Source organism: Lentzea aerocolonigenes (assembly GCF_000974445.1).
Lineage (GTDB): Bacteria > Actinomycetota > Actinomycetes > Mycobacteriales > Pseudonocardiaceae > Lentzea > Lentzea aerocolonigenes.
Genome location: NZ_BBOJ01000004.1, coordinates 195,079 through 219,417, shown reverse-complemented (window position 1 = coordinate 219,417; position 24,339 = coordinate 195,079). Strand labels below are relative to the sequence as shown.

The 24,339-nt window shown below is 69.9% G+C and carries 22 protein-coding genes; 13 read left to right on the top strand and 9 right to left on the bottom strand.

Features of this window, described 5'->3' with window-relative positions; genetic code table 11:
- Positions 1 to 26 precede the first annotated feature (26 nt).
- Together AOM45_RS09315 and AOM45_RS09310 are read right to left on the bottom strand one after the other, a co-directional pair.
- Positions 27 to 2,903 carry an AfsR/SARP family transcriptional regulator gene (locus AOM45_RS09315; RefSeq protein ID WP_051782716.1) on the bottom strand — a complete coding sequence of 959 codons (2,877 nt, stop codon included), beginning with the start codon at positions 2,901 to 2,903 and terminating at the stop codon, positions 27 to 29.
- Between the two features lie 248 nt (positions 2,904 to 3,151).
- Positions 3,152 to 4,948 (bottom strand): AMP-dependent synthetase/ligase, encoded by a 1,797-nt coding sequence (locus tag AOM45_RS09310; protein WP_030465004.1) that lies wholly within the window; start codon positions 4,946 to 4,948, stop codon positions 3,152 to 3,154.
- Between the two features lie 98 nt (positions 4,949 to 5,046).
- On the opposite strand from AOM45_RS09310, the gene AOM45_RS09305 reads away from it, so the two are divergent.
- Genes AOM45_RS09305 through AOM45_RS09275 form a run of 7 tightly spaced genes read left to right on the top strand, consistent with a single transcriptional unit; the run spans position 5,047 to position 9,564 of the window.
- Entirely contained in the window at positions 5,047 to 5,427 is a 381-nt protein-coding gene (locus AOM45_RS09305; RefSeq protein ID WP_030465003.1) for a hypothetical protein, read from the top strand.
- A gap of 30 nt (positions 5,428 to 5,457) precedes the next feature.
- The gene (locus tag AOM45_RS09300; RefSeq protein ID WP_030465002.1) at positions 5,458 to 6,246 is read left to right on the top strand and encodes a metallophosphoesterase family protein; all 789 of its coding nucleotides are present in this window, start codon (positions 5,458 to 5,460) and stop codon (positions 6,244 to 6,246) included.
- Between the two features lie 22 nt (positions 6,247 to 6,268).
- Complete coding sequence (locus tag AOM45_RS09295) at positions 6,269 to 6,709, top strand: SRPBCC family protein (protein ID WP_030465001.1); 441 nt, start codon at positions 6,269 to 6,271, stop codon at positions 6,707 to 6,709.
- Positions 6,706 to 7,914 carry an ArsA family ATPase gene (locus AOM45_RS09290; protein WP_030465000.1) on the top strand — a complete coding sequence of 403 codons (1,209 nt, stop codon included), beginning with the start codon at positions 6,706 to 6,708 and terminating at the stop codon, positions 7,912 to 7,914. Before AOM45_RS09295 ends, AOM45_RS09290 begins: the two co-directional genes overlap by 4 nt.
- 26 nt (positions 7,915 to 7,940) lie before the next feature.
- Complete coding sequence (locus tag AOM45_RS09285; protein WP_030464999.1) at positions 7,941 to 8,306, top strand: hypothetical protein; 366 nt, start codon at positions 7,941 to 7,943, stop codon at positions 8,304 to 8,306.
- 14 nt (positions 8,307 to 8,320) lie between these two features.
- Complete coding sequence (locus AOM45_RS09280) at positions 8,321 to 9,280, top strand: ROK family glucokinase (RefSeq protein ID WP_030464998.1); 960 nt, start codon at positions 8,321 to 8,323, stop codon at positions 9,278 to 9,280.
- Positions 9,281 to 9,333: 53 nt separating this feature from the next.
- Positions 9,334 to 9,564, top strand: a complete 231-nt coding sequence (locus AOM45_RS09275) for a hypervirulence associated TUDOR domain-containing protein (RefSeq protein WP_030464997.1) — start codon at positions 9,334 to 9,336, stop codon at positions 9,562 to 9,564.
- 128 nt (positions 9,565 to 9,692) lie between these two features.
- Here the strand turns inward: AOM45_RS09275 and AOM45_RS09270 are convergent, their stop codons facing one another.
- Positions 9,693 to 11,387: a M16 family metallopeptidase gene (locus AOM45_RS09270; RefSeq protein WP_035908848.1), complete on the bottom strand. Its 1,695-nt coding sequence runs from the start codon at positions 11,385 to 11,387 to the stop codon at positions 9,693 to 9,695.
- 445 nt (positions 11,388 to 11,832) lie between these two features.
- On the bottom strand, positions 11,833 to 12,327 hold the full coding sequence (locus AOM45_RS09265) for a hypothetical protein (RefSeq protein WP_236703257.1): 495 nt from the start codon (positions 12,325 to 12,327) through the stop codon (positions 11,833 to 11,835).
- 175 nt (positions 12,328 to 12,502) lie between these two features.
- On the opposite strand from AOM45_RS09265, the gene AOM45_RS09260 reads away from it, so the two are divergent.
- The 3 genes from AOM45_RS09260 to AOM45_RS09250 all read left to right on the top strand — a co-directional run bounded on the left by AOM45_RS09260 (position 12,503) and on the right by AOM45_RS09250 (position 14,877).
- The gene (locus AOM45_RS09260; protein WP_030464994.1) at positions 12,503 to 13,237 is read left to right on the top strand and encodes a lysophospholipid acyltransferase family protein; all 735 of its coding nucleotides are present in this window, start codon (positions 12,503 to 12,505) and stop codon (positions 13,235 to 13,237) included.
- A 22-nt stretch (positions 13,238 to 13,259) separates the two neighbouring features.
- Positions 13,260 to 13,772, top strand: coding sequence for a polyadenylate-specific 3'-exoribonuclease AS (locus tag AOM45_RS09255; protein ID WP_030464993.1), 513 nt, complete (start codon positions 13,260 to 13,262; stop codon positions 13,770 to 13,772).
- 76 nt (positions 13,773 to 13,848) lie between these two features.
- The gene (locus tag AOM45_RS09250; RefSeq protein ID WP_030464992.1) at positions 13,849 to 14,877 is read left to right on the top strand and encodes a 6-phosphofructokinase; all 1,029 of its coding nucleotides are present in this window, start codon (positions 13,849 to 13,851) and stop codon (positions 14,875 to 14,877) included.
- Between the two features lie 252 nt (positions 14,878 to 15,129).
- Here the strand turns inward: AOM45_RS09250 and AOM45_RS09245 are convergent, their stop codons facing one another.
- A complete protein-coding gene (locus AOM45_RS09245; RefSeq protein WP_030464991.1) occupies positions 15,130 to 16,137 on the bottom strand; it encodes a DUF2891 domain-containing protein in 1,008 nt (335 codons plus the stop codon).
- Positions 16,138 to 16,294: 157 nt separating this feature from the next.
- Here AOM45_RS09245 and AOM45_RS09240 point away from each other — a divergent pair, with 157 nt between their 5' ends.
- Positions 16,295 to 17,683 carry a class II 3-deoxy-7-phosphoheptulonate synthase gene (locus tag AOM45_RS09240; protein WP_030464990.1) on the top strand — a complete coding sequence of 463 codons (1,389 nt, stop codon included), beginning with the start codon at positions 16,295 to 16,297 and terminating at the stop codon, positions 17,681 to 17,683.
- A 73-nt stretch (positions 17,684 to 17,756) separates the two neighbouring features.
- Here the strand turns inward: AOM45_RS09240 and pknB are convergent, their stop codons facing one another.
- Entirely contained in the window at positions 17,757 to 19,784 is a 2,028-nt protein-coding gene (gene pknB, locus AOM45_RS09235) for a Stk1 family PASTA domain-containing Ser/Thr kinase (protein WP_030464989.1), read from the bottom strand.
- A gap of 77 nt (positions 19,785 to 19,861) precedes the next feature.
- Here pknB and AOM45_RS09230 point away from each other — a divergent pair, with 77 nt between their 5' ends.
- Positions 19,862 to 20,227, top strand: coding sequence for an Rv2175c family DNA-binding protein (locus tag AOM45_RS09230; RefSeq protein ID WP_030464988.1), 366 nt, complete (start codon positions 19,862 to 19,864; stop codon positions 20,225 to 20,227).
- 69 nt (positions 20,228 to 20,296) lie between these two features.
- Positions 20,297 to 20,698: a hypothetical protein gene (locus AOM45_RS09225; RefSeq protein WP_156093538.1), complete on the top strand. Its 402-nt coding sequence runs from the start codon at positions 20,297 to 20,299 to the stop codon at positions 20,696 to 20,698.
- Between the two features lie 8 nt (positions 20,699 to 20,706).
- Here the strand turns inward: AOM45_RS09225 and AOM45_RS09220 are convergent, their stop codons facing one another.
- The 3 genes from AOM45_RS09220 to AOM45_RS09210 form a co-directional block, all read right to left on the bottom strand.
- Positions 20,707 to 21,567, bottom strand: coding sequence for a phytoene/squalene synthase family protein (locus AOM45_RS09220; RefSeq protein ID WP_236703255.1), 861 nt, complete (start codon positions 21,565 to 21,567; stop codon positions 20,707 to 20,709).
- A gap of 11 nt (positions 21,568 to 21,578) precedes the next feature.
- Positions 21,579 to 23,027, bottom strand: coding sequence for a polyprenol phosphomannose-dependent alpha 1,6 mannosyltransferase MptB (mptB, locus tag AOM45_RS09215; RefSeq protein WP_030464985.1), 1,449 nt, complete (start codon positions 23,025 to 23,027; stop codon positions 21,579 to 21,581).
- A gap of 204 nt (positions 23,028 to 23,231) precedes the next feature.
- Positions 23,232 to 24,335: a polyprenyl synthetase family protein gene (locus tag AOM45_RS09210; protein WP_081901789.1), complete on the bottom strand. Its 1,104-nt coding sequence runs from the start codon at positions 24,333 to 24,335 to the stop codon at positions 23,232 to 23,234.
- Positions 24,336 to 24,339 lie beyond the last annotated feature (4 nt).

Below are 24,339 nucleotides of genomic sequence, written 5' to 3'. Positions count from 1 at the left end.
TATCAGCACGCCCGATATCCGATGTATCAGTCGAGATCGCGTGCCCGGTTCTCCAACGCGCGCAGGCCCAGCTCGGCGCTGCGTCGCACAGCCTGGTCCGCGGCCGCCCGAGCTTTGGCTTCACCGACGTCGGCGTCACGGGAGAGGTCCCGCCACACCACGGCCAGGCCGATCAACGCCCTGACCTCGCCGGAGCCGTAGCCGATCCGGCGTGCCGTCGTGAGCGCCTGGTCGAACAGCGCGACGGCGTCGTCGAACTCCGACCGGGCTCGCCGGATCTCGCCGAGTGTGATCCGCACCGACGTCGCCACCTGCTGGTCCCCGCCGTCGCCGACCAGCGACAGCGCCCGTGACGCCAGCGACACCGCCGCCTCCGTGTCACCGGAAGCGAGCTCCAGCGCGGCGAGGTTCTCCAGGGCCTCTGCCTCGCCGGCGGGCACGTTGCCGAGCTCCAGCGCACGGTCGAGGTGCGCCCGCGCCTCGTCCGCCCGTCCCCGCAGGCGCAGCGCCATGCCGAGGTACGTGTGGCTGTCGGCGTTCGGTGCCAGATCCAGCGCCTGGGCGAAGTGGTCGACGGCGGCGTCGATCTCGCCGAGCTCCACGGCGAGCTGGCCGAGGTTGTGCAGGCCGATGCTCATGCTGTCCGCCGACCGCAGCATCTCCAGGCACCGGACCAGCGCGTCCTTCGCGGCACCCAGCTCTCCTGACCGGCGGTGCACGAGGCTGAGGTTGTTCAGCACGCTCGCCTCGGCGTCCTTGTCACCCAGCTCCCGGTACAGCTCGATCGCGTGGTCGTGGTGCTCCACCGACCGCGCGTACTCGCCGAGCCGCAGGTACAGGGTGCCGAGGTTCGCGTGCATCGCGGCCTCGGCCGGGCGGTGCGCGGACGCCTGCGCGGCCAGGAGCCCGTGGTGCGCCGTCGCGAGCCACTCGCCGACGTGCTGGCCGATCCACAGGTACCCGCGCAACGCGTCGGCCAGCTGCCACGCCATCGGGGCCGGACCGTGCTCGGCCGCGGCCCGGATGGCGGCGATGAGGTTCGGCCGTTCCGCGTCGAGCCACGCCAGGGCCTCCGCGGGCGTCGAGATCCGCGGCGCCGGGCCGGACGCGGACGTCGGCAGCCGCACGATCCCGGGGTACAGCAGCTCGGCGCAGCGTTCGACGCCGCGCAGGTAGTGGTTCAGCAGCGCCGTCCACGCCACCTCCTGCTCGGCCGGGCTGTCCCACTCCTCGCGCAACGCGGCGGCGTAGCGCACCAGCTCGTCGTGGAACCGGTAGCGCCCCGGTCCGGCGGTGACGACCAGCTTGGCGATCGCGAGCACGGTCAGCAGGCCCTCGGCGTCCACGTCCGCCAGCGCCGAGGCCGCCTCTGGCGTGAAGTCCGGGCCCGGTACCAGGGACAACAGCCGGAACAACCGCTGCGGTGCGGGCGGCAGCGCGGCGTAGGCGAGCTCGATCGGGGAGCCGGAGATCGTCACGTCCCCGCGTCCGGCCAGGTACGCCGCCGCCACCCGCAACGCGAGCGGCAGGTGCCCGCACTGCTGCGCGAGCCCCGCGTGGTCACCGGGTCCGAGCAGCTTCTCGAGCAACGCGGCCGACTCCGCGGGACCGAACACGTCCACCGGCACCGTGCGGGCGCCGTTCATCGCGATCAGTCCCCGCAGGTCGTCCCGCGACGTCACGATCACCCGGCACGACGCCGTGCCCGGCAGCAGCGGCCGCACCTGGTCCGGTGCGGAGGCGTTGTCGAGCACCAGCAGCATCCGCCGGCCCGACAGCAACGACCGCAGCATCGTGCTCTGCTCGTCCGCGTCCGGCGGGATCTCGTCCGGCGGTACCCCCAGCGCCCGCAGGAACCGCGACAGCACGTCGATCTCGTCGGCGGGCGGCCCCAGGGCGTAGCCGCGCAGGTCGACGTAGAGCTGCCCGTCCGGGAACCGGTCCTTCAACAGGTGCGCCGTGTGCACCGCGAGCGTCGTCTTGCCCACTCCCGGCTGCCCCGCCAGCGTCACGATCGGCACCGCACCGCCGGTGATCAGGCCCGAGATCCGTTCCACGTGCCAGGCGCGGCCGGTGAAGTCCGCGATGTCGTCCGGCAGCCGCATCGGCGAGACCTGCGCGCGTTCCGGCTCACGGGAGACCACCGGCGCGGCGAGCTCCGGCGACCCCACGAGGATCGCCTGGTGCAACGACCGCAGCTCCTCCGACGGGTCGATGCCGAGCTGCTCGTCCAGCGTCCGGTCGAGCTGCCGGAACGCCTCCAGCGCCTCCGCCTGCCTGCTGCTGCGGTACAGCGCGAGCATCAGCTGCGCCCAGAACCGTTCGCGCAACGGGTGGTCCCGCGTCAGCGCGAACAGCTCCGGCACCAGGTCCGCGTGGTTGCCCAGCGCGAGCTCGACGTCGATCCGCTGCTCGTGCACGGTCATCAGCAGCTCGGTCAGCCGTGGCGCGTGCTCGGAGTGCAGCGTCTCCGACGGCACGTCCGACAGCACCGGGCCGCGCCACAGCTCCAACGCCTCGGCAAACGCTTTCCGGGCCGCGACCAGGTCTTCCGCGGTGGCGGCGAGACGTCCGCGAGCAGCCGCGTCGGCGAACCTGTGCGCGTCCACGGCCAGGGGGTCGACGCGCATGCGGTAGCCGTCGGCGGCGGTCTGGATCAGCGACGGATCACCCAGCGCCGCCCGCAGCCGCATCACGTACGTCTGCAACGTGCCACGCGTGCGGGCAGGCGGCGCGTGACCCCACACGTGCTCGACCAGTTCTGTCACGGGAACGACGCGGTTCGGCCTCAGCAGCAACGCCGCGAGCAGCGCCCGGTGCTTGCCGGCGCGCAGCACGACCGCCGAACCGTCCAAGCGCACTTCCATCGGGCCGAGCAGCCGGAACTGCGGACCCGAAGCCATTGCCGTCCCCTCGTGCGCACCCGATGATCCCCGTCTACCGGACAGCCTATTAGCGCGCTGTCGCCGAGTGACATCGGCGCGTCAGCGATACGTCAGCGACGTACGGCAATCTTCTTCATGTCCCGGTCGGGGGGCCGGGGCAACAAACTTCTCGGGTTCTGCGGAGTCTCTTCGCGGATCACGATCGCTGGGGGTCGAAAGGCCCAGGAGCTCTCTCAGCTCCTGGGCCTTTCGCGCATCACACCCTCTTACTTCGCGTAGATGGCGTCGATGTCCGACGAGTACGTCGTCGCCACGACCGAACGCTTCAGCTTCAGCGACGGCGTCATCTCGCCACCGGCCTCGGTGAAGTCCACGGGCAGCACCCGGAACTTGCGGATCGCCTCCGCCTTCGACACCGACTTGTTCGCCTCGTCCACCACGGCCTGGATCTCGGCCAGCAGGTCGGCGTCCTCGATCAGGTCGGGCACCTGGGCCGACGCGGGCTTGCCGTGCGACTCCTTCCACGACGGGAAGAACTCCGGGTCGATCGTGATCAGCGCGCCGATGAACGGCTGCTTGTCGCCCACGACCATGCACTGCGAGATCAGGGGGTGCGCCCGGATGCGGTCCTCGAGCTGCGCGGGGGAGACGTTCTTGCCACCGGCGGTGACGATGATCTCCTTCTTGCGGCCCGTGATCTTCAGGAAGCCGTCGCTGTCGAGCTCGCCGATGTCACCGGTGTGGAACCAGCCGTCCTCGAGCGCTTCCTTGGTGGCGGCCTCGTTGTTCCAGTAGCCGGTGAACACGATGTCGCCCTTGATGAGGATCTCGCCGTCCTCGGCGATCCGCACCGACGTGCCCGGCACCGGCAGGCCCACCGTGCCGACCTTCTCCTGGCCCTTGAACGTCACGCACGCCGCCGCGGAGGTCTCGGTGAGGCCGTAGCCCTCGTACACCGGGATGCCCGCGCCGCGGAAGAAGTGCGACAGCCGGTCGCCCAGCGGCGCGCCACCGGACACCGCCGCGATCGCCCGGCCGCCCAGTGCGCCGCGCAGCTTCGCGAACACCAGCTTGTCGAACACCGCGTGCTTGATCCGCAGGCCGAGGCCGGGACCGCCGTTGTCGAGCGCCGTGCTGTACGCGACCGACGTGGCCTCGGCGGCATCGAAGATCTTGCCCTTGCCGCCGGCGTGCGCCTTCTGCTTGGCGCCGTTGTAGACCTTCTCGAACACGCGCGGCACCGCGACGACGAACGTCGGCCGGAACTGGCCGAGGTCCTCGACGAGGTTCTTCACGTCCGCCGTGTGGCCCAGCGTCGCACGCGAGTACACACACGCGAGGTAGAGCGCGCGCGCCAGGATGTGCGCGAGCGGCAGGAACAGCAGCAGTGAGTTGCCCGCCGTCAGGATCTCGGGGAACCGCGACAGCGCCGACCGCACCTCGGACAGCAGGTTGCGGTGCGTCAGCGTGCAGCCCTTGGGGCGGCCCGTGGTGCCGGACGTGTAGACCAGCGTGGCCGTCTGGTCGGCCTTCACCTGCGCGCGGCGCTCGTGCACCTGCTCGTCGGTGATCTCGGCGCCCAGCGCGGTGAGCTCGTCGACCGCGGCCGCCGAACCCTCGATCTGCCACACGTGGCGCAGCTCCGGCAGCTTGCCGACGACCTCGTCGACCAGCGCCCGGTGCGACGACGCCTCGACGAAGACCGCCTTGGCGCCGGAGTCGGACAGGATCCACTCGATCTGGTCCGCCGACGACGTCTCGTAGATCGGCACGACGACGCCGCCCGCCGCCCAGATGGCGAAGTCGAGCAACGACCACTCGTAGCGCGTCTTGGAGACCAGGCCGACCCGGTCGCCCAGCTCGAGACCAGCCGCGACCAGGCCCTTGGCGACAGCCATGACCTGCGCGGCGAAATCACGCGCCGTGATGTCCACCCAGGTGCCGTCGACCTGCCTGCGGAAGCTGACGGCGTTGCCGAAGCGTTCCGCGTTGGCCCACACCATGTCGGTGAGGTTCTCCTCCGGAGCCACTGCGGCGGTGGCGGGGACGCTGAACTCGCGCACGTCAACCTCCGTACGGTGATTTGTTACTGGTGGGGAAACTTAGCGTGTGATTCCGGCGATACAAAGGTTGGTACGCCCTTCCGTTACCTTTTGAGCCCATGGCCAGCGTGGACGTCGTAGACGAGACTTTTCTGGCGGTGCCACCCAGCGTGGTCGCCGCAGCCTTCGCCGCGCCCTCGTCGTGGCGCGGGTTCTGGCCGGATCTGGAGCTCGACGTCTACGCCGACCGCGGTGAAGAGGGGCTGAGGTGGACCGTCGGCGGCGCGCTCGTCGGCACGATGGAGATCTGGCTCGAGCCGATGCTCGACGGCACTGTGCTGCACTACTTCCTCCGCGCTGATCCACCCGCCGGCTCGCTCACACCGCGCGACGCCCGACGTGAGGTGCAACGGCGTCAGCTCGACGCGAAGTCCGTCGCCCTGGGGCTCAAGCTGACTCTGGAGGACGGTCGTCCGCCTGGCTGCCCGCCGCACGGGTGATCTTGCCGATTCGTGAACTAGGTTGGAACCGTGCGGGTTCACGTGGTCTCGGATGTGCACGGCAACGCGGAGGCGCTGGCGCGTGCCGGTGACGGGGCGGACGCGCTCGTCGTGCTCGGCGACCTGATCGACTTCGTCGACTACCACGACCACTCCAAGGGAATCCTCGGGCGCGTCTTCGGGCCCGAGAAGGTCGGGATCTTCGCCGAGCTGCGGCGCGGCACCAGGCGCGCGGACACGGCGAGCTTCATCCGGTCTCTGTGGGACGGTCTCGCGAACGCCCGTTCCGTCGTGGAAGAAGCGGTGCTGGAGCAGTACCACGCGTTGTTCGCCGCGATGTCCGCGCCGACGTACGCGACACCGGGCAATGTGGACAGTCCGCACCTGTGGCCGCAGTTCGCCGGCGACGGGGTGCACGTGCTCGACGGCGAGGCGGCGGAGATCGGCGGGCTGAAGTTCGGTTTCGCGGGTGGCGGGCTGGCGTTGCCCGGTCTGGTCCGCAACCCCAACGCGCCGTGGTTCCCGTACCTGCGCACGGAGGAGGACATGGCGGCCGCGCTGGACCGGATGGGTCAGGTCGACGTGCTGTGCACGCACATCCCGCCGATGGTCGCGGAACTGACGTACGACGTCGTGGCGCGCCGTCCCGAGTGGGGTTCCCGGTCGGCGCTGGACAAGATCGTGCGCGAACGCCCGCGCTGGTCGGTGTTCGGGCACGTGCACCAGCCGTTGGCCCGGAGGGCGCGCGTCGGCTACACCGAGTGCGTCAACGTCGGGCACTTCCAGCGCAGCGGCAAGCCTCACGTCCTCAACTGGTAAAGACGCGAGTAACCTGCCCGTCATGGCCGACGAGTCCACTCAGTCCATCGTCATCGACGCTCCGCCTGAGAAGATCATGGCGATCATCGCGGACTTCCCGTCGTACCCGGACTGGGCGAACGGGATGAAAGAGGTCGAGGTCCTCGACACCCGCGACGACGGCCGTGCCGAGCAGGTGCGGTTCGCGATCGACCAGGGTCCCGTGAAGGACGAGTACACCCTGAAGTACGACTGGGCCCCCGACGGTCTGTCCGTGAAGTGGGAGCTCGTCAAGGGCACCATGCAGAAGGCGCAGCACGGCAGCTACGTGCTGGCGCCGTCCGGCACCGGCACCAAGGTCACCTACACGCTGTCCGTGCAGCTGGTGATCCCGATGATCGGGCTGTTCCGCCGCAAGGCCGAGAAGCTGATCCTCGACACCGCGCTCAAGGAGCTCAAGAAGCGCGCGGAGAAGGCGGCTTGAGCCGGGTCCTGCTCTTCACCGGCAAGGGCGGGGTCGGAAAGACGACGCTGTCGGCCGCCACGGCCGCCTCGCTGGCCGCGCACGGCCGCAAGGCGCTCGTGGTGTCCACCGATCCCGCGCACTCGCTGGGCGACGCGCTCGACGTGCGTCTGTCCGCCGAACCGTCCGAAGTGGATGGATCAGGCGGCTTGTTCGCGTGCCAGATCGATCCCCGGGGTCTCGTCGACGAGGCCTGGGGTGAGCTGCGCGGCCACCTGCGGACCGTGCTGGCGGGCGCGGGCGTCGACGAGCTCGACGCCGAGGAGCTGACCGTGCTGCCGGGCGTCGAGGAGCTCCTCGCGCTCGCGGAGGTGCGGCGGCTCGCGTCGTCCGGACCGTGGGAGGTCGTGGTCGTCGACTGCGGGCCGACCGCGGAGACGTTGCGGCTGCTGTCGTTGCCCGAGGCGTTCGCGGGATATCTCGAACGGCTCTTCCCGACGCACCGGCGCGTGGTGCGCGGGTTGCTGGCGGGGGTCGCGGGGACCGGGACCGTCGAGAAGTGGGACGCGACGGCGGACGCGTTGAGCAGGCTCGCCGAGCGGCTGGACGCGTTGCGCACGATGCTCGCCGACCCGTCGGGGTGCTCGGTGCGGCTCGTGCTGACGCCCGAACGCGTGGTCGCCGCCGAGACGCGGCGGACGCTGACCGCGTTGGCGTTGCAGGGAATCCACGTCGACAGCGTGATCGCGAACCGGCTCGTGCCGTCGCCCGGTGCCGCGCGTGGTGCCGCCGCCACGTGGCTGCGCACCCGCCGGCAGGAGCAGGACGCGGTGCTGGCGGAGCTGACCGGGATCGGTGAGATCCGCACGGTCGACCACCGCGCGTCGGAGCCCGTGGGCGTGCCGGCGCTGCTGGAGGTCGCCGCGCAGCTGTACGGCGACGAGGACCCGTTGCCGAGTGCCGCGGTTCCGGAGTCGTTGCTGGAGGTGTCGGGCAGCGGGCGAGGTCTGGACGCCCGATACTCGCTGCGGATCGCGTTGCCGCTGGCAGATGACACGGAGCTGGACCTCGCGCGCGTGGGCGACGACCTCGCGCTGACCGTCGACGGCAGGCGCCGGCTCGTGGCGCTGCCGTCGTTGTTGAGGCGCTGCATCGTGACCGGCGCCGAAATGGACTCGGGAGGCGTCACGGTGGGGTTCCGCCCGGACCCCTCGCTGTGGCGTTGACGCGGGGCGTTGATCAGGAGCTTGTGATGACCCAGGACAACACCGGCAAGCTCGCCGAGGAGCTGCGGCTGCTCATCGACACCGCCGCCGAGCGCATGCAGCCGTGGTTGCAGCGCGTCGCCGAGGCGGGCGACGGCTCGCACACGCCCGAGACGTGCGGCTGGTGCCCGTTGTGCAACGGCGTCGCGCTGCTGCGCGGCGACCGCTCGGAACTCGCCGCCAAGGCCGCCGAACACGCGGCGGGCCTGGTGGCGGTGCTGCGCGCGGCTCTGCGGGAGCCGGGTGCCCCGCCGCCACCGCCGCCCGCGGGCCCAGCTTCGGACAGTTCTGACGACGTTCCGGACGCGGGCCAGCGCGTACAGCACATCAAGGTAGTCAGGAAGACCGACTAGTGATCACCGCCGGAGTGGACATCGGTGGCACCAGCGTCCGCGCTGGTGTCGTGGACGCGCGCGGCTCGGTGCTGGACACCTCGCGCGCGCCGACCCCGGCGGGCGAGCGCGCGCTGGAAGACGCGATTGTGGCCGCGGTGGAGGAGGTGGCGACCCGGCACGCCGTGAACGCCGTCGGTCTCGCCGTGGCGGGCTTCATCGCCTCGGACCGCCGCACGGTCCGTTTCGCACCCCACCTGGCGTGGCGGCATGCCGACGTGGCCGACCGCATGAGCGACCGCCTGGGCATGCCCGTCGTCCTGGAACACGACGCGAACGCCGCCGCCCTCGCCGAACACCGCTTCGGTGCCGCACGAGGCGCCCGCACGGCCGTGCTGGTCGCCATCGGCACGGGCATCGGCGCCGCGCTTCTGCTGAACGGCGAGGTCTTCCGCGGCGCCCACGGCGTGGCTCCCGAACTGGGACACCTGCGCGTCGTGCCCGACGGCCGCCCTTGCCCGTGCGGCAAGAACGGCTGCTGGGAGCGCTACTGCAGCGGCACGGCCCTCTCGGCCACAGCGGTCGAACTGCTGGCCAAGCACCCCGGCGTGTCGACGGTGCTGGCCCGTGAGGCCGCCGGTGACTCCCGCGCGGTGACCGGACGCCGGGTGGCCGGCGCGGCCCGCGACGGAGACCCGCTGGCCAAGCGCGCGATGGCCGACCTGGCCCGGTGGCTGGGAGAGGGCTTGGCGCTGGTTGCCGACGTCTACGACCCCGAGGTGATCGTCATCGGGGGAGGGGTGTCGGAGTCGGCGCCGCTGTTCCTCGACGACGCCCGCGAGCGCTACGCCTCCGTCGTGACCGGTGCCGGGCACCGGCCGCTGGCGAGGATCCGCACCGCACAGCTCGGCGACGACGCCGGCATCGTGGGCGCGGCGACGCTGGCCCGCGAGATGGCGGCGTCCCTGGCGAAGAACAGCTCGCGCCGCTCCTGATCGCTGACGCCACCTCGCCGGGTTGACGCTTCTCGGCGGGGTATCCCGCGACCATGACGAAGCGTTCCTACGAGCCCGGCGACGAGGTCGAGTGGTCGAGCCACGGCTCGCGCACGCACGGCGAGGTCGTCGGAGAGATCACCAGCGAGACGCACGCCGCCGGTCGCAAGGTGACGGCTTCGGAGGAGGAGCCGCAGTACCGGGTGCGCAGCGCCAAGAGCGGCCGGGACGCCGTCCACAAGCCCGAGGCCCTGCGCCGCCACCACCCTCCATCCACCGACTGACCCGCCGCCCTGCCCACCCCTTTGCAACGACTCTTTTGCGGACGAAGTCCAAAGTCTCATTGCTAAGGTGCAGGTCAGCGGTTGCCAGAAACTGATATATCGGTTCTGCGGGCAATCTGGGGTGTCGCTCAGGGTGCGGTTCGCAGCTTTCCGCGGCTGCGGAACAGCGCGCTGAACGGCCAGCCGACGAACCAGACGACGGCGACTCCGATCCAGCTGCTGGCCGTCGCGTCGTCTTTGGCGGCCATGCCCGCCGTGGCGAGAAACGCGAACAGGAACCAGCCGGTGAACAACGTCCAGGCGATCACGCGGGCCGTGGTCCTCAGCCAGCCGCGTCCCCGCCGCCGCTCGGTCGTCGGCGCCTGGGCCACCGTGTCCACCGCCTCGGCCGTGTCCTCTGGCAGCGGTGGCCGCCAGACCACCACCGACGCGGGCACGCCGGCGTCGATCACCGCGATCGCCCGCGGGTCGACGGCGAAGCGTCTGGTGTTGACGGGAACGACCCAGCCGTCGGCGCCGACCAGCCTGCGCGCGCCGTGCGGCCACGCCTCCATCGCGACGCACTCGTCGTATCGGACCGTGAACGCGCCGTCGGGGAAGATCAGGCTGACACCGGCGTTGCCGATGACGAGGCCCAGTTCGGAGGGCTCGCAGGTGGAGTACCGGCGTCCAGCCACCACCACCGGCGAGTACATCGAGATGTGCGCGAACCCGGCCTCGTCCGCCTCATACCCCGCCGGCAGCTGCAGCAGCGCCGACGCCATCGCCTCGACCGCGACCTCGTGGACGTCCGAGGGGGTCACGGCGTCCGCCTCGGCGAGCAGCTCCTCCACGGTCGAGCACCGCCCGCGGTTGAGGAGATTGGTGGCCGTGGTGACCATTGAGTCCGCTTCGAAGTCGGGATCAGTGAGAGTCGTCCTCAGCTGAGACCTGGCCGCGTTGACGTCGCCCGCGGGAATGTCTCCCGCCTTCATCGCCATCAGCACCTCGATGAAGCCGTCGACCACCACGTCCTGCTTTTCCGGCAGCGTGTCGGCGAGTGCGGTGATGGTCGCGTAGTCGGCGTCGCGCGGCTGGTACGAGGCTGTCGCCAGGTACGACCCGCCGCGCTCCTGCCGCAGCGTCTGGAACAACCGGCGTTCGATGACGGTCGACAGGACGATGGCAGTGGTGGATCGCGGCACGACGGCGTCCATCGACACCTGCCCGTCGTCGCTGTGGAAGTAGGCCGGCAGCAGTGGCGGCATCGATGTCGCGCGCGGCGCGGGGCGGCGGACACCGCCGGGAAGGCGCAGGCGCAGTCCTTTGGGCACGTCGTCACCGGCGATCCACAGCACCGCATTCTCGCGCGTGAACCAGTCCGCGGCCCACTCGACGACCTCCCGCGCCTGCAGCAGGCCGACTCCGAAGTCGTCGCCGTTCGCCAGCCCGTAGCCCTGCGCCCCGTAACGCTTGACCACGTGCTCCCAGTCGGCGGCTTTGCCCCGGCGCGCGGCCTCGGTGCGCACGATCGTCTTCTCGGTCTCGAGCCGGTTGATCGGGAGCGAGGTCAGCGCATCGCACGTGCTCGTCAGGAACGTGCTGACCTCGTCGGCCGACCCCTTCACGTAGAAGTGGGTGTTGACCATCTCGGTTCTGCCGTTGGCGTGGTAGTCCGGCAGCGCGAACCCGCTGAGCGCCAGGTGTTCGACGACATGGGTGATGCCCGAGGTGGAGAGTGTTTCGTCGGCCATGCCGACGCGGAAGACCAGGCCCGCCCTCATCGGGCCGCGAGCCGGTGCGATCACGGTGGGCACGCCGTCCACCTCGGTGTGTCGGATCATGGTCCCTGCCCCAGGTCAGTGCGGTTGATGCGTCCAACGTGACCGGCGGCGTGATCGACCACCATCCCCGCGGGTCAGTATTGGCCGATCGGCCGACAACAACCTGTCTCGTCGGGGGACAAAGAGCCCCGAACGCACCGAAGCCCGCCGCACCTGGGGTGCGGCGGGCTTGCGTGGGGTGAGGCGTCGCGGCGGGCGTGTCGGGGTCTGTTCGCCGGCCGCGAACACCCGGCTCGAACGGCCGGGAACTAGCGGCCGAGCAGGCGCAGGATGCGCGGGCGGCGACGCTTGGCGCGCTCCGCGTCCTTCTTGCCCAGGGTCGCCATGGCGCGGGCCATCATCAGGTGCTGCATCTGGTCCATGCCGACACCGTAGGCATGACCGAATCGTTATCTGAAGGTTTGAGTGGCCGTTATCACGCCGTTACCAACCGGGACGTGACGTGTCACACCTGGGCGCCGTCGTCCCATCCGGAGTCCGGCGGAGGGGTGTTGCGCATGCGCAGGATCAGCCAGCCGACACCCGCGCAGAGCGCGACGAGGGACAGCGGAGTGCCGATGCGCGGCTGCAGTCCGAAGAGGCCCGGAGCGACCAGCAGGACGATGCCCAGCACGAACAGGCCGAGCGCGGCGAGGGTGGACGCGCGCAGCACCGGGAACGGCGGCGGCTCCGGCGGGACGTAGTGGTCCTCGTCGTCCCGATCTCGGCGTTCGGGCTCTTCGTCGAGTTCCTGGGCCGTGTCGTCGGGAATCTGGTCGCGTGCGCCGGAGTCGTCGTGCAGGCTGCTGTGCACACCTTGTGGGCTCGCCTCGTCGAGGTCGAGCCAGTCCTTGCCGACCCCGTCCCGTTCGAGACCCGCGACGATCTCGGCAAAGAGCTCGTCGACGTTCTCGGGGCCGTCGGTCGAGTCGCGCCGGGCGTTCATCCAGAGCCTCTCCATGTGCCGCAACCCTCTGACCCCTCATCGTTGCACGGGGCGGATGTGTTGCGGGTTACGGCAGTCGGCTCAGTCTGGCCGTGACGCACCAACCAGGGATTCGTTGTGTGAGATGCGGTCGGCTCCGTAGGCTGGTTGCCGGGATCAAGGTTCGGTGTCTAGGGAGGCGCTTCCCGCTGTGCTGTACTGGATCATGAAGCACGTCCTCCTGGGACCGATTCTCCGGCTGTTCTTCCAGCCGAAGATCATCGAGGGCGCCGAGAACATCCCCAAGGAGGGCGGCGCGATCCTGGCGAGCAACCACCTCGCCGTCTCCGACTCGTTCTTCCTGCCGCTGATGCTGTCCCGGCGGGTCACCTTCCCCGCCAAGATCGAGTACTTCACCGGCACGGGGCTCAAGGGCAGGCTGCAGAAGTGGTTCTTCTCCGGCGTCGGCCAGGTGCCGATCGACCGGTCCAGCGCGTCCGCCGCGCAAGGTGCGCTCGACACCGGCGTGCGGATCGTGCGCGAGGGCAAGTTGCTCGGCATCTACCCGGAGGGCACGCGTTCGCCTGACGGCCGCCTGTACAAGGGCAAGGTCGGTGTCGCGTGGATCGCGCTGGAGTCCGGCGCGCCCGTGATCCCGGTGGCGATGTTCGGCACGGACAAGGCGAACCCCATCGGCTCGAAGATGTGGAAGCCGTACCCGATCCGCATCAAGATCGGCAAGCCGCTCGACTTCTCCCGCTACGAGGGCCTGTCCGGCGACAGGTTCGTGCTCCGCTCGATCACCGACGAGATCATGTACGCGTTGATGGAGCTGTCGGACCAGGAGTACGTCGACGTCTACGCGGCGAAGGCGAAGGAACAGTCAACGAGCGTGCCCGAGCAGGGCAAGGCCGCCGACCGGGTGCCCGAGACGAAGGCGGGCTGACCGCACCCCCTAGGGTGTCGCGGTGCGGTTCTTCTACGACTGTGAGTTCATCGAGGACGGGGTGACGATCGACCTCGTGTCGATCGGTGTGGTCGACGAGGAAGGCCGCGAGTTCTACGCCGTGTCCACCGAGTTCGATCCCGAGCGCGCGGGACCGTGGGTGCGGCAGAACGTCCTCAACCAGCTGCCCTTGCCGTCCGACAAGGCGTGGCGCAGCAGGGCGCGCATCCGCGAGGACCTGCTCGACTTCCTCGGCGCCCGCAACGCCGCCCGCGACGAGGTGGAGCTGTGGGCCTGGTTCGCCGCCTACGACCACGTCGCGCTGGCGCAGCTGTGGGGCGCGATGCCCGCGTTGCCGCGTGCCCTGCCCCGGTTCACCCGGGACCTGCGCCAGCGTTGGGACGACGTCGGTCGCCCCAAGCTCCCGGCCCCGCCGGTCGACGCGCACGACGCCCTCGCCGACGCGCGCCACAACCTCGCGCGGTGGAAGGTGATCGAGGAACACCGCCGGAAAACCGGTTTTCCCGTCCGGTAAGTGAGACCCGCGTTGCTGCACCGATACAGCTCGTGAAAGTCTGAGTGACACAGAACACGAGAGATTGGGCAAGCAGATGCGCATCGGTGTGCTCACTGGCGGTGGTGACTGCCCCGGTCTGAACGCCGTGATCCGGGCCGTGGTCCGCAAGGGCATCAAGGCACACGGCTGGGAGATCGTCGGGTTCCGCAACGGGTGGCAGGGACCGATCGAGAACCTCACCAAGCCGATCGGCCTCGCGGACGTCGAGGACATCCTCACCCGCGGTGGCACCATCCTGGGCTCGTCGCGCACGAACCCGTACAAGGTCGAGGGCGGTGTCGACCGCATCCGCGAGGTCATCGCGGAGAACCAGATCGACGCGCTGATCGCCATCGGCGGCGAGGACACCCTCGGTGTCGCCAAGCGCCTGACCGATGACGGCATCGGCGTCGTCGGTGTGCCGAAGACGATCGACAACGACCTCGGCGCCACGGACTACACGTTCGGCTTCGACACGGCCGTGCACATCGCGACCGAGGCCATCGACCGCCTCCGCACCACGGCCGAGTCGCACCACCGTGCGCTCGTCGTCGAGGTCATGGGCCGGCACGCGGGCTGGATCGCGCTGCACTCGGGTCTCGCGGGTGGCGCGAACGTCATCCTCGTCCCGGAGCGCCCCTTCAGCGTCGACAAGGTCGTCGAGTGGGTCGAGCGCCGCTTCGAGCGCGAGTTCGCGCCGATCATCGTCGTCGCCGAGGGCGCGATGCCCGAGGGTGGCGCCGAGGTGCTGCACTCCGGCGAGCGCGACGCCTTCGGCCACGTGCGCCTCGGTGGCGTCGGCCAGTGGCTCGCGGAGGAGATCGCCGACCGGACGGGCAAGGAGTCCCGCGCGGCGGTCCTCGGCCACATCCAGCGCGGTGGCACGCCGACCGCGTACGACCGCGTGCTCGCGACCCGCTTCGGCCTCAACGCCGTCGACGCCGTCGCCGATGGCGACTTCGGTGTGATGGTCGCGCTGCGCGGCACCGAGATCGTGCGCGTGAAGCTGTCCGAGGCGACGGCCGAGCTCAAGACGGTTCCGACCGAGCGTTACGAAGAGGCCGAGGTCTTCTTCGGCGCTTGATATATCGGATACTGGATCGCTGAATGCCGGGTGTCGCACTGTCGACGCCCGGCATTTCGCTTGTATGCCGACCTTGAGCCTGCTGGGCAGCCAGCAGGCTCTTGATGGCCTCTACGGCGTCGTCAACATCGCCGCACATGACCGCCGAGCCGCCTCGATCGCGCGGTGCAACATGCACCGATATATCAGTTATGCAAAAGACGTTTGCGGACGTCCGCAAACGTCTTTTGCACAAGGGTCGATCAGTGCAGGTCAGAAGGCTTTCACGTCGAGGTAGGCGCCGAACGTGCCGAGCCAGTGGTCGGCCATGTACCCGTGCCCGCCGAACACGTACGTCCACCCTGCCTCGCGATGCGCCGCGGAAGCCGTCCGCGCCAGTCCGGTGTACCGGTGCCCGTCCGGCAGCGAGTCCGCGATCGCCTCCCAGTTCCAGGCACGCGACAAGGCGAGCCCCGCCAGGTGCGAGCCGTAGGGGTCGCTCGGGTCGTCGACCGGAAACGGCTCGCGCAGCACGCGCCACCGTTCCGACTCGAGGTCCGGCAGGTACGCGTCGAGCCAGTCGCCGAACTCCGCGGTGCCCAGCGCGCGCCGCATCAGGTCGGCCGTCGTCAGCGCCGGGGAGAGAAAGTCCGCGGCGTCCGGTTCGAAGCCGCCGTACCCTGCCTCGTCCCGATGCCACCGCAGTGCCGCGGCGGTACACGCCTCGACCAGCTCGGTGTCCCCGTTCGCCTGGGCGGCATCGAACACCAGGCCGGTCGCGAACGCCGTGTTGCTGTGCGTGCCCGTCCGGATCGGCAGCCGCGCCGCCGAGATCCACTCCAGCCACCGGTCGCGCAGCACGTCCGCGATCGGTGCCACCGACCACGGCAGGTCCGAGCTCCTCAGTTCCGCGTCGAGCAGCAGCAGCCACGCCCACCCGTACGGCCGCTCCCAGTACCGCCCCGTGGGCGAGGCGAAGAAGGCGGCTTCGGTGGCGCAGTTGTCGTGCGTGATGAGTTTGTCCAGCGCGTCACGGGCCGCGTCGGCCCCCGAGAGCGCAGGTCGCAGCCGCAGCAGCCGCACGGCCAGCCACGTCTGGTGCACGCACGAGTGCCAGTCGAACGACCCGGCGAACACCGGGTGCAGCACCCGCTGGGGCACGAGCCGGTGATCGCCGTCGATCACGTGCGTCCAGTGCACCGGGTGGTCGCGTTGGATGTTGTCGATCGCGATGGCCAGCAGCCGGGTCGCGGTGCTGTCATCCAATCGGGTGGCGTTCATGGCCCACATCATGCAGGGCCGCGTCTCAATAGGGCAGAGGCGGATAGTTGACACGTAACAGACTTCACGCGTGCCGGACGAGGCGCAGGCCAACGGCCCGTTGACAGCTGACAGGCCCGGCCGGGTCTCTCAGTGTGGAACAACTAAGCTGAGCAGCGTGAACTGGACCGTGGACGTGCCCATCGACACGCTTCCCGAGCTTCCGCCGCTGCCTCCCGAGATGCGCAAGCGCCTGGACGACGCCCTGTCGCGCCCGGCTGCCCAGCAGCCCGAATGGCCCGACGCCGAACAGGTGCGTCGCGTGCGGACCGTGCTCGAGAGCGTGCCGCCGATCACCGTGCCCGCCGAGATCGACCGGCTGCACACGCAACTGGCGCAGGTCGCGAACGGGCAGGCGTTTCTTCTGCAGGGCGGTGACTGCGCCGAGACGTTCGCGGACAACACCGAGCCGCACATCCGCGCGAACATCCGGACCCTGCTGCAAATGGCCGTGGTGCTGACCTACGGCGCGAGCCTGCCGGTGGTGAAGGTCGGCCGCATCGCCGGCCAGTACGCCAAGCCGCGTTCGTCGAACATCGACGCCCTCGGCCTGCCGTCCTACCGCGGCGACATCATCAACTCCCTGGTCGCCACGCCCGAGGCCAGGATCCCCGACCCCGGCCGCATGATCCGCGCCTACGCCAACGCCGGCGCGGCCATGAACCTGCTGCGGGCGCTCACCGGCGCGGGTCTCGCCGACCTGCACCGCGTGCACGACTGGAACAGGGACTTCGTGCGCACCTCGCCCGCCGGCGAGCGCTACGAGGCCCTGGCCGGCGAGATCGACCGCGGCCTGCGGTTCATGTCGGCGTGCGGCGTCAACGACCAGTCGCTGCACGGCACGGAGATCTTCGCCTCGCACGAGGCGCTGCTGCTGGACTACGAGCGCGCGCTGCTCCGCCTGGACACCACCGGTGACCAGCCGAAGCTGTACGACCTGTCGTCGCACTTCGTGTGGATCGGTGAGCGCACCCGCCAGCTCGACGGCGCGCACATCGCGTTCGCGGAGATGCTCGCGAACCCGATCGGTCTCAAGATCGGCCCGACGACGTCGCCGGAGATGGCTGTCGAGTACGTCGAGCGTCTCGACCCGCGCAACGAGCCGGGCCGTCTGACGCTCATCTCGCGCATGGGCAACCAGAAGGTGCGCGACGTGCTCCCCGCGATCGTCGAGAAGGTCGAGGCGAGCGGCCACAAGGTCATCTGGCAGTGCGACCCGATGCACGGCAACACGCACGAGTCGAGCACCGGCTACAAGACCCGGCACTTCGACCGGATCGTCGACGAGGTCCAGGGCTTCTTCGAGGTGCACCGGCGCCTGGGCACGCACCCCGGCGGCATCCACATCGAGCTCACGGGTGAGGACGTCACCGAGTGCCTCGGCGGCGCCCAGGAGATCTCCGACGACGACCTCGCCGGCCGCTACGAGACGGCGTGCGACCCGCGCCTGAACACGCAGCAGTCGCTCGAGCTCGCGTTCCTCGTCGCCGAGATGCTGCGGTCCTGACGGGTTTCCTGAAGACGAGCTGAAGAACGAAGGGCCCCGCGTCGAGAACGCGGGGCCCTTCGCTTTTACCTGGTCAGAGACCGACGATCGTGATCTCGGTACCGCGCTTCACTCGGGTGCGCGGCGGGATCGACTGGTTCACGACGGTCGCGTTGTTGCTCTTGTTGAACTCGACCTTCACCCTCAGGCCGGCCCGTTCGAGCTCCTCCTTGGCCTCGCGCACCTTCTGCCGGGTCACGTCGGGAACCTCGACCTCGCGGTTGTTCTGGAAGAACACGGTGACGCGCTTGTTGCCCGCCCCCTCCAGCACCGTGCCCGCGGGCGGATCCGTCCGCGCCACGCGCGACTGGTCGTTCTCAGCGGCGTCGTCACCGGTGGCCTCGACCGGCTCCAGGCCGGCGCGCTGCAGCTCCGCGAACGCCTCGTCCTTCGTCTTGCCCGCGACGTTCGGCACCGGCGTGCGCGGCGACGGCCCCTTGCTGAGCACGAGGATCACCGGGCTGTCGATGTTGAGTGCCGTACCGGCGCGCGGTTCCAGAGCCACGACCTTGCCGATCGGCACCGTGTCGTGGAACGCGTCCTTCGAGGGGTCCTTGGCCGCTTTCAGGCCCGCTGCCTCGATGTCCTTGGTGGCGACGTCCACCTCGGTACCGACGTTGACGAACGGCACCACCGGCTTGCCTCGCGAGACGACGAGTTTCACGGGCTCGCCCTTGCGCAGCTCGGAACCCTCACCGGGTTCGGTGCGCAGGACCTGACCGTTCGGCACGTCGTTCGACGGCACCTTCTCGTACAGCGTCGTGAGACCGGCGTTGCGCACCAACTGTGCCGCGTTCTGCTCGGTCTGCCCGACCACCGCGGGCACCGCCGTCCAGCGGCCCGCGCCGAGGTACCAGGAGAACAGGCCGACGATCAACGCCAGCACCGCGACGACGGAACCCCAGATGATGAAGAGCTTCTTGCGGCGCTTGCGCTCCGCCTCGACCGGGTCGACCTTCGGCTTCCTCTGCACGGGACGGCGTCTGGGCTGCTCCGGCCGTTGCATCGCCCGCGTGCCGGCGATGCCCGGCGGCGGCGTCGGCGGGCCGGTCTGCACCGTGGTCATGGCTCCCGACATCGGTGAGGACATCGGCGGCGGCGGCACGACGGGCCTGGTCGCCTCCGCGATCGACGGGGGAGTGGCGCCGACCGACACGGGAACCGGCCGCATGACGACCGTCCTGTCGTTCTCGGGCGCCGAACCGGGAACGGGCACCGGCTGCGGCGTCAGCCCCAGTTCCGCGCCAACGCGCTCCAGCTCGATGAGGAACGCCTCGGCGTTCGCGGGTCGCAGTGACGGGTCGCGCCGCGTCGCCTTGCGCACCAGCGTGTCGAGCGCCAGCGGGATCTCCGGGATCGACGGGACGTCCGAGTTCACGTGCTGGTACGCCACGGAGATGGGCGTCTCGCCGCGATAGGGCGCCTGACCCGCCAGCATCTCGTAGAGCACGATCCCGGCCGAGTAGACGTCACTGCGCGCGTCCGCCGCCCCGGTCTCCACCTGTTCGGGTGACAGGTAGGCGACGGTGCCCAGGATCTCGCTGTCGCTCGTGACGCCGTTCTCCGCGATCGCACGGGCGAGTCCGAAGTCCGCGACCTTCACTTGGCCACCAGGCCCGATCAGCACGTTCTCCGGCTTGACGTCGCGGTGCACCAGCCCGGCCCGATGCGCGGCGCCCAACGCCGACAGCACCGGCCCGAGGACGCTCAACGCGACGGCGGGAGCGAGCTTGCCGCGCTGGTTCAGCAGGTCACGGAGGTTGCCACCGTCGATCAGCTCCATCACCAGGTACACCTGGTCACCGTCGACGCCCTGGTCGTGCACGGACACCACGGCCGGGTGATGCAACTGCGCGGCCGCGCGTGCTTCCCGTTCGAAGCGCGCGACGAAAGCGGGGTCGGCGGTCAGGTGCGGATCCATCACCTTGACGGCCACATCGCGATCGAGGCGAGTGTCGCGACCTCGATAGACGGTGGACATGCCACCGCGCGCGAGCACGGCGTCCACCCGGTACCGCTGCTCGAGCAGTCCACCCATCACGTTCGAAACCGACCTCTCCACAGTGCGAGATGGTAAAGCTCAGGATGACCCGGTTGGCGGAAGGGCGTTCCCAGTTCGGTTATGGCATCGTGACCCCCGTGAGTGCGATTCCTGCCGCTGCGGATGTACTGGCTGCCGACCTGGAGGTTCTTCCTCTCCCGGAGGTGGCGGCCCGAATGGGACTGCCGGTCACCCGGGTCCACCAACTGCTGCGCGACGGGCAACTGCTCGCCGAGCGGCGGGACGGCGTTCTCGTCGTTCCCGAAGCGTTTCTCGCCGCCGGAGGTGTGGTGAAGGGTCTGCCCGGCACCATCACGGTGCTGCGCGACCAGGGCTTCTCCACGGACGAGATTCTGCGCTGGCTCTTCACGGAGGACGAGAGCCTCCCTGGCACTCCGATCGAAGCATTGCGCGGAGACCGTGGGCGTGAGGTAAAGCGACGCGCGCAAGCCATGGGCTTCTAGTTCACCCGATACAGCGGTTCCAGGCGTCTCCGCAGGCGAGAGACGCCTGGAACCCCTGAACTGGTGGGCATGATCATCAAGACTCTGCTCGCCGGCGTCACCGCCGTCGGGCTGCTCCTCTCGCCGGTCGCAGCCACTGCCGCGCCGGCCGTGCACGCCAAGCCGACGACGCTGGAGCTCGACGCGGGCGGCGCCAAGGTCAAGGTCAAGAAGGGCAACCAGCTCCAGATCAAGGGCAAGCTCGGCGCCCAGGGCGGCGAGCGTCAGCTCACGCTGGGTCTCGACGTGTTCGCCCAGGTCCGGGTGGGTGCGTCGACGTGGACGAACATCTACACCAGGTCGTGCGCCCCGAACTCGACGTTCACCGCGAAGCTGACCATCGACGCGTCCGCGGACCTGCGCCTGTACTTCCCCGGCACGAGCGTCTACGCCTCCGCGACGTCCAACATCGTCGGAGTTGTCGTGATCTAAGGCGGGGCTCATCTCGCCATCGCACGTGCGAGCAGTGCCCGGCCGGCGCCGGGCACTGCCACCGCGAGACGTCGCGAACCCGACACCGCCACCCGCCGCCACAGCACCTCCGGACCTATGAGTCCGAGGATGTCGCGATACAGGGTGAAGGCGGTCTGCACACAAGCCCTCGACGAGGGCGACAGCATCGCAATCCCCGGCTCAGCTGACTGATATATCGCATACGAGTGTGCGACGAGGTCGTCGAGCGCCCTTTGCAACCGCACGTTTGCGCGCCGATGACGACGACACCATTGCAAAAGGTCGAGGTCGACGCCGTGCGCGCCGAGGACGTCCTGCGGCAGGTAGACCCGGCCGCGGTCGAGGTCCTCGCCGACGTCGCGCAGGAAGTTCGTCAGCTGGAACGCCACCCCGAGCCGTGCCGCGTACGGTTCGGCCTCGTCGCGGGGGACGACGGTGCCGAGCACCGGCAGCATCTGCAGGCCGATGACCTCCGCCGAGCCGCGCATGTAGACGCCGAGCGCGTCGAGGTCGGCGTACTCGGTGACGTCGAGGTCCATCCGCATCGACGCGAGGAAGTCCGTGAACAGCGACCGGTCGATGTCGTAGCGCCGCGTCGTGTCCGCCAGCGCGTGCAGGAGCGGGTTCGACGGGGCCTTCTCGAGGAGTCGTTCCAGCCGGTCGAGCTCACCCGCCCTGTCCTCGACCCCGGCCGCGTCGACGATCTCGTCGGCCCAGCGGGCGAACGCGTACAGCGCGTGCACCGCCGGCCGTTGCTCGGGGCGCAACAGCGTCGTCGCCAGGAAGAACGTCTTGCCGTACCGGGCGTTCACCCGGCGGCAGACGGCATAGGCTTCGCCCAGTTTCACGGGGTCGAGCCTCACTCGTGGCGGCTGGACAGGCCGAACGGGTCCGGCTTCACCAGCGACCGCGCCGCGAGCGCCGACACCACCAGCGCGAAGAACAGGTAGCCCCACGAGTACAGCGCCGTGTCGCCGTTCGGGAACGTGACCAGCAGCAGGAACACCGACGCGACCGTCATCGCGACGAGCGCGCCCGTGCTCCACGCGAACCCGGCGGCGAGCGCCAGCGGCCAGCTGAAGTACCACGGCAGCGTCGCCGGGGACAGCAGCGCCACGGCCAGCATCGTCAGCGCGCCGCGCTTGATGGTGTCGCGCACCTCACCGTCGCGGGCCGTCCACCACTGCGTGTACGCGATCCAGATCAGCACCACCGAGCCGAGCGCCCGCGCGACGCCGATGAAGATGCCGCCGTCGACGTAGACGAACCAGTTGACGACCATGCGCACGAAGTCGCCGACCGCGCTCGGGATCGACAGCCAGTTGATGATCATCGACGAGCTGCGCAGCGCGGGGATCCAGCCGAGGGTCACCCCGGCGATCAATGTGCACACGACGAACGTCCCGAGGAACGCCGCCAGGCCGGGCAGCAGAGCCTTGCGGAACTGGGTCCGCTTGTCGCCCTCGAGCCGGGCCGCCCAGATCCAGACGAGGAACGGCACGATCACGACCGCCGTCGCCTTCACCGAGAACGCCAGGGCGAGCAGCACGAAGCCGAGCACGTGCCTGTGGTCGAGGACGAGCAGCACACCGGCCGCCATCAGCCCGATCATCAGCAGGTCGTTGTGCGCTCCGCCGACCAGGTGGATCAGCAGCAGCGGGTTCGCCGCCACGAGCCACAGCGCGACCGCGGACTTGCCGCCCAGGTGCCGGCTCAGACCCGGCAGCGCCCAGCACAGCAGCACCAGCCCGCCCGCGAGCGAAAGCCGCATGGCGACGACGCCGAGGATGACGCTCGCGTCCGTCGCCCACACGATCGCCTTGGCGACGAGGATGAAGAGCGGTCCGTACGGTGCGGGCGTGTGCTGCCAGACCCAGCTGACGTTCTCGCTGAGGGTGCTCTGCAGCACGGCGGGCCCGACCGTGTAGGGGTCGTAGCCGCTCAGCGCGAGCTGGCCCTGCGCCAGGTAGCTGTAGATGTCCTTGCTGAACAACGGCGGAGCGAAGAGCAGTGGCAACGTCCACACCGTCACCGCGACCAGGACCGCGAAGTCGCCGATCTCGCCCCACCGCACGAGCCTGCCCAGGCGCACCCACGCCCAGATCACGAGGCCCAGGCCGAGGTACAGGACCATGCTCGCGAGGTCGCGGCCGTGGCCGTAGCGCAGCCAGCTCAGACCGACCTGGATGAGCAACGGGTCGCGCTCGAGGATCGCGCCCGCCCCCATGCCGCCGAGCGCGACCAGTGCGACGCCGAGAAGGCCGAGCATGGTCGTGCGGATGGGGATGGCGTAAGTGTTCGTGCGCACGACTGGTTGAAGCTCCTGTGGAGTGACCTCGGAGCTCGTGCGGGGGAGGGACGGAGTTGCTGCCATCGCCCGAACATCGTTGCACAAGGCGCGGAAGCGTCAGCAGGCAACGGCCCCACTGGTCACGAGGAGTTAATCAACTCTCAGAAACCGTGCCGCCGGCCCAGGGACATCCCTGGGACATCCCTGGGGTCATGATCGACTTCAGAAGGTCCGCTTCGTGGAGCTGATCGCGAGGTCGGCCAGCTTGGTGGCGGCCGGCTCGGCCACGGGAGCCGCGTCGAGGGCGGCCAGCGCGCTCTTCGTCAGCTCCTCGATGCGCTCCTCGACGGCGTCGACGGCGCCGACCTTCACCAGCGTGCGGCGGACCTCCTCGACCGTGTCGAGCTCGAGATCCGGCTTGCCCAGAGCAATATCCAATATATCGGCGCCGAACTGCATACCGAGTGCGACGAGCAGCGTGCGCTTGCCCTCGGCGAGGTCGTCGCCCGCGGGCTTGCCGGTGATCTCGGGGTCGCCGAACACGCCGAGCAGGTCGTCGCGCAGCTGGAACGCGACGCCGATGTCGGCGCCGAACGCCCGTAGCCCGTCGATCAGCTCGGGCGAGCCGCCCGCCATCGCCGCGCCCATGTGCAACGGCCGTTCGACGGTGTACGCGGCGGTCTTGAGCCGGTCGATCCGCAGCGCCGCGTCCGGGGAGGAGTCACCCCGCGCCTGCGTCAGCACGTCGAGGTACTGACCCGCCAGCATCTCGGTGCGCATGTCCCGCCACGGTTCGCTCATCCGGCGCAGCACCTCGGGCGGCAGCCCGGCGGCGAAGAGCATGTCGTCCGCCCACGCCAGCGCGATGTCGCCGATCAGGACGGCCGCCGACATGCCGAACCGCTCCGACGAACCGAGCCAGCCCTGCTCGCGGTGCCGCGCGCCGAACGCGATGTGCACGGTCGGCTTGCCCCGGCGCACCGAGGAGGCGTCCATCAGGTCGTCGTGGATGAGCGCGCACGCCTGGATCAGCTCCAGCGAGCTGACCGCCGTGAGCACCTCGTCCGCGAGCTCGCCGTCGGGATCACCGCCCGCGGCGCGCCAGCCCCACCACGCGTAGGTCGGGCGGATGCGCTTGCCACCGCCCAGCACGAAACCGGAGAGCGCGTCCACCGCGCTCGCGAAGCTCGGGTCCATCGCCTCGCCGGACGCGCGCCGGGAGGCCAGGTACGTGGTCAACGCTTCTTCGACGTGCTGGGGCAGGGCAACATCGATGGGGTGGTGGGACACACCTCCATGGTCCGCTGTGTCCCGGACCACCCGCATGGCG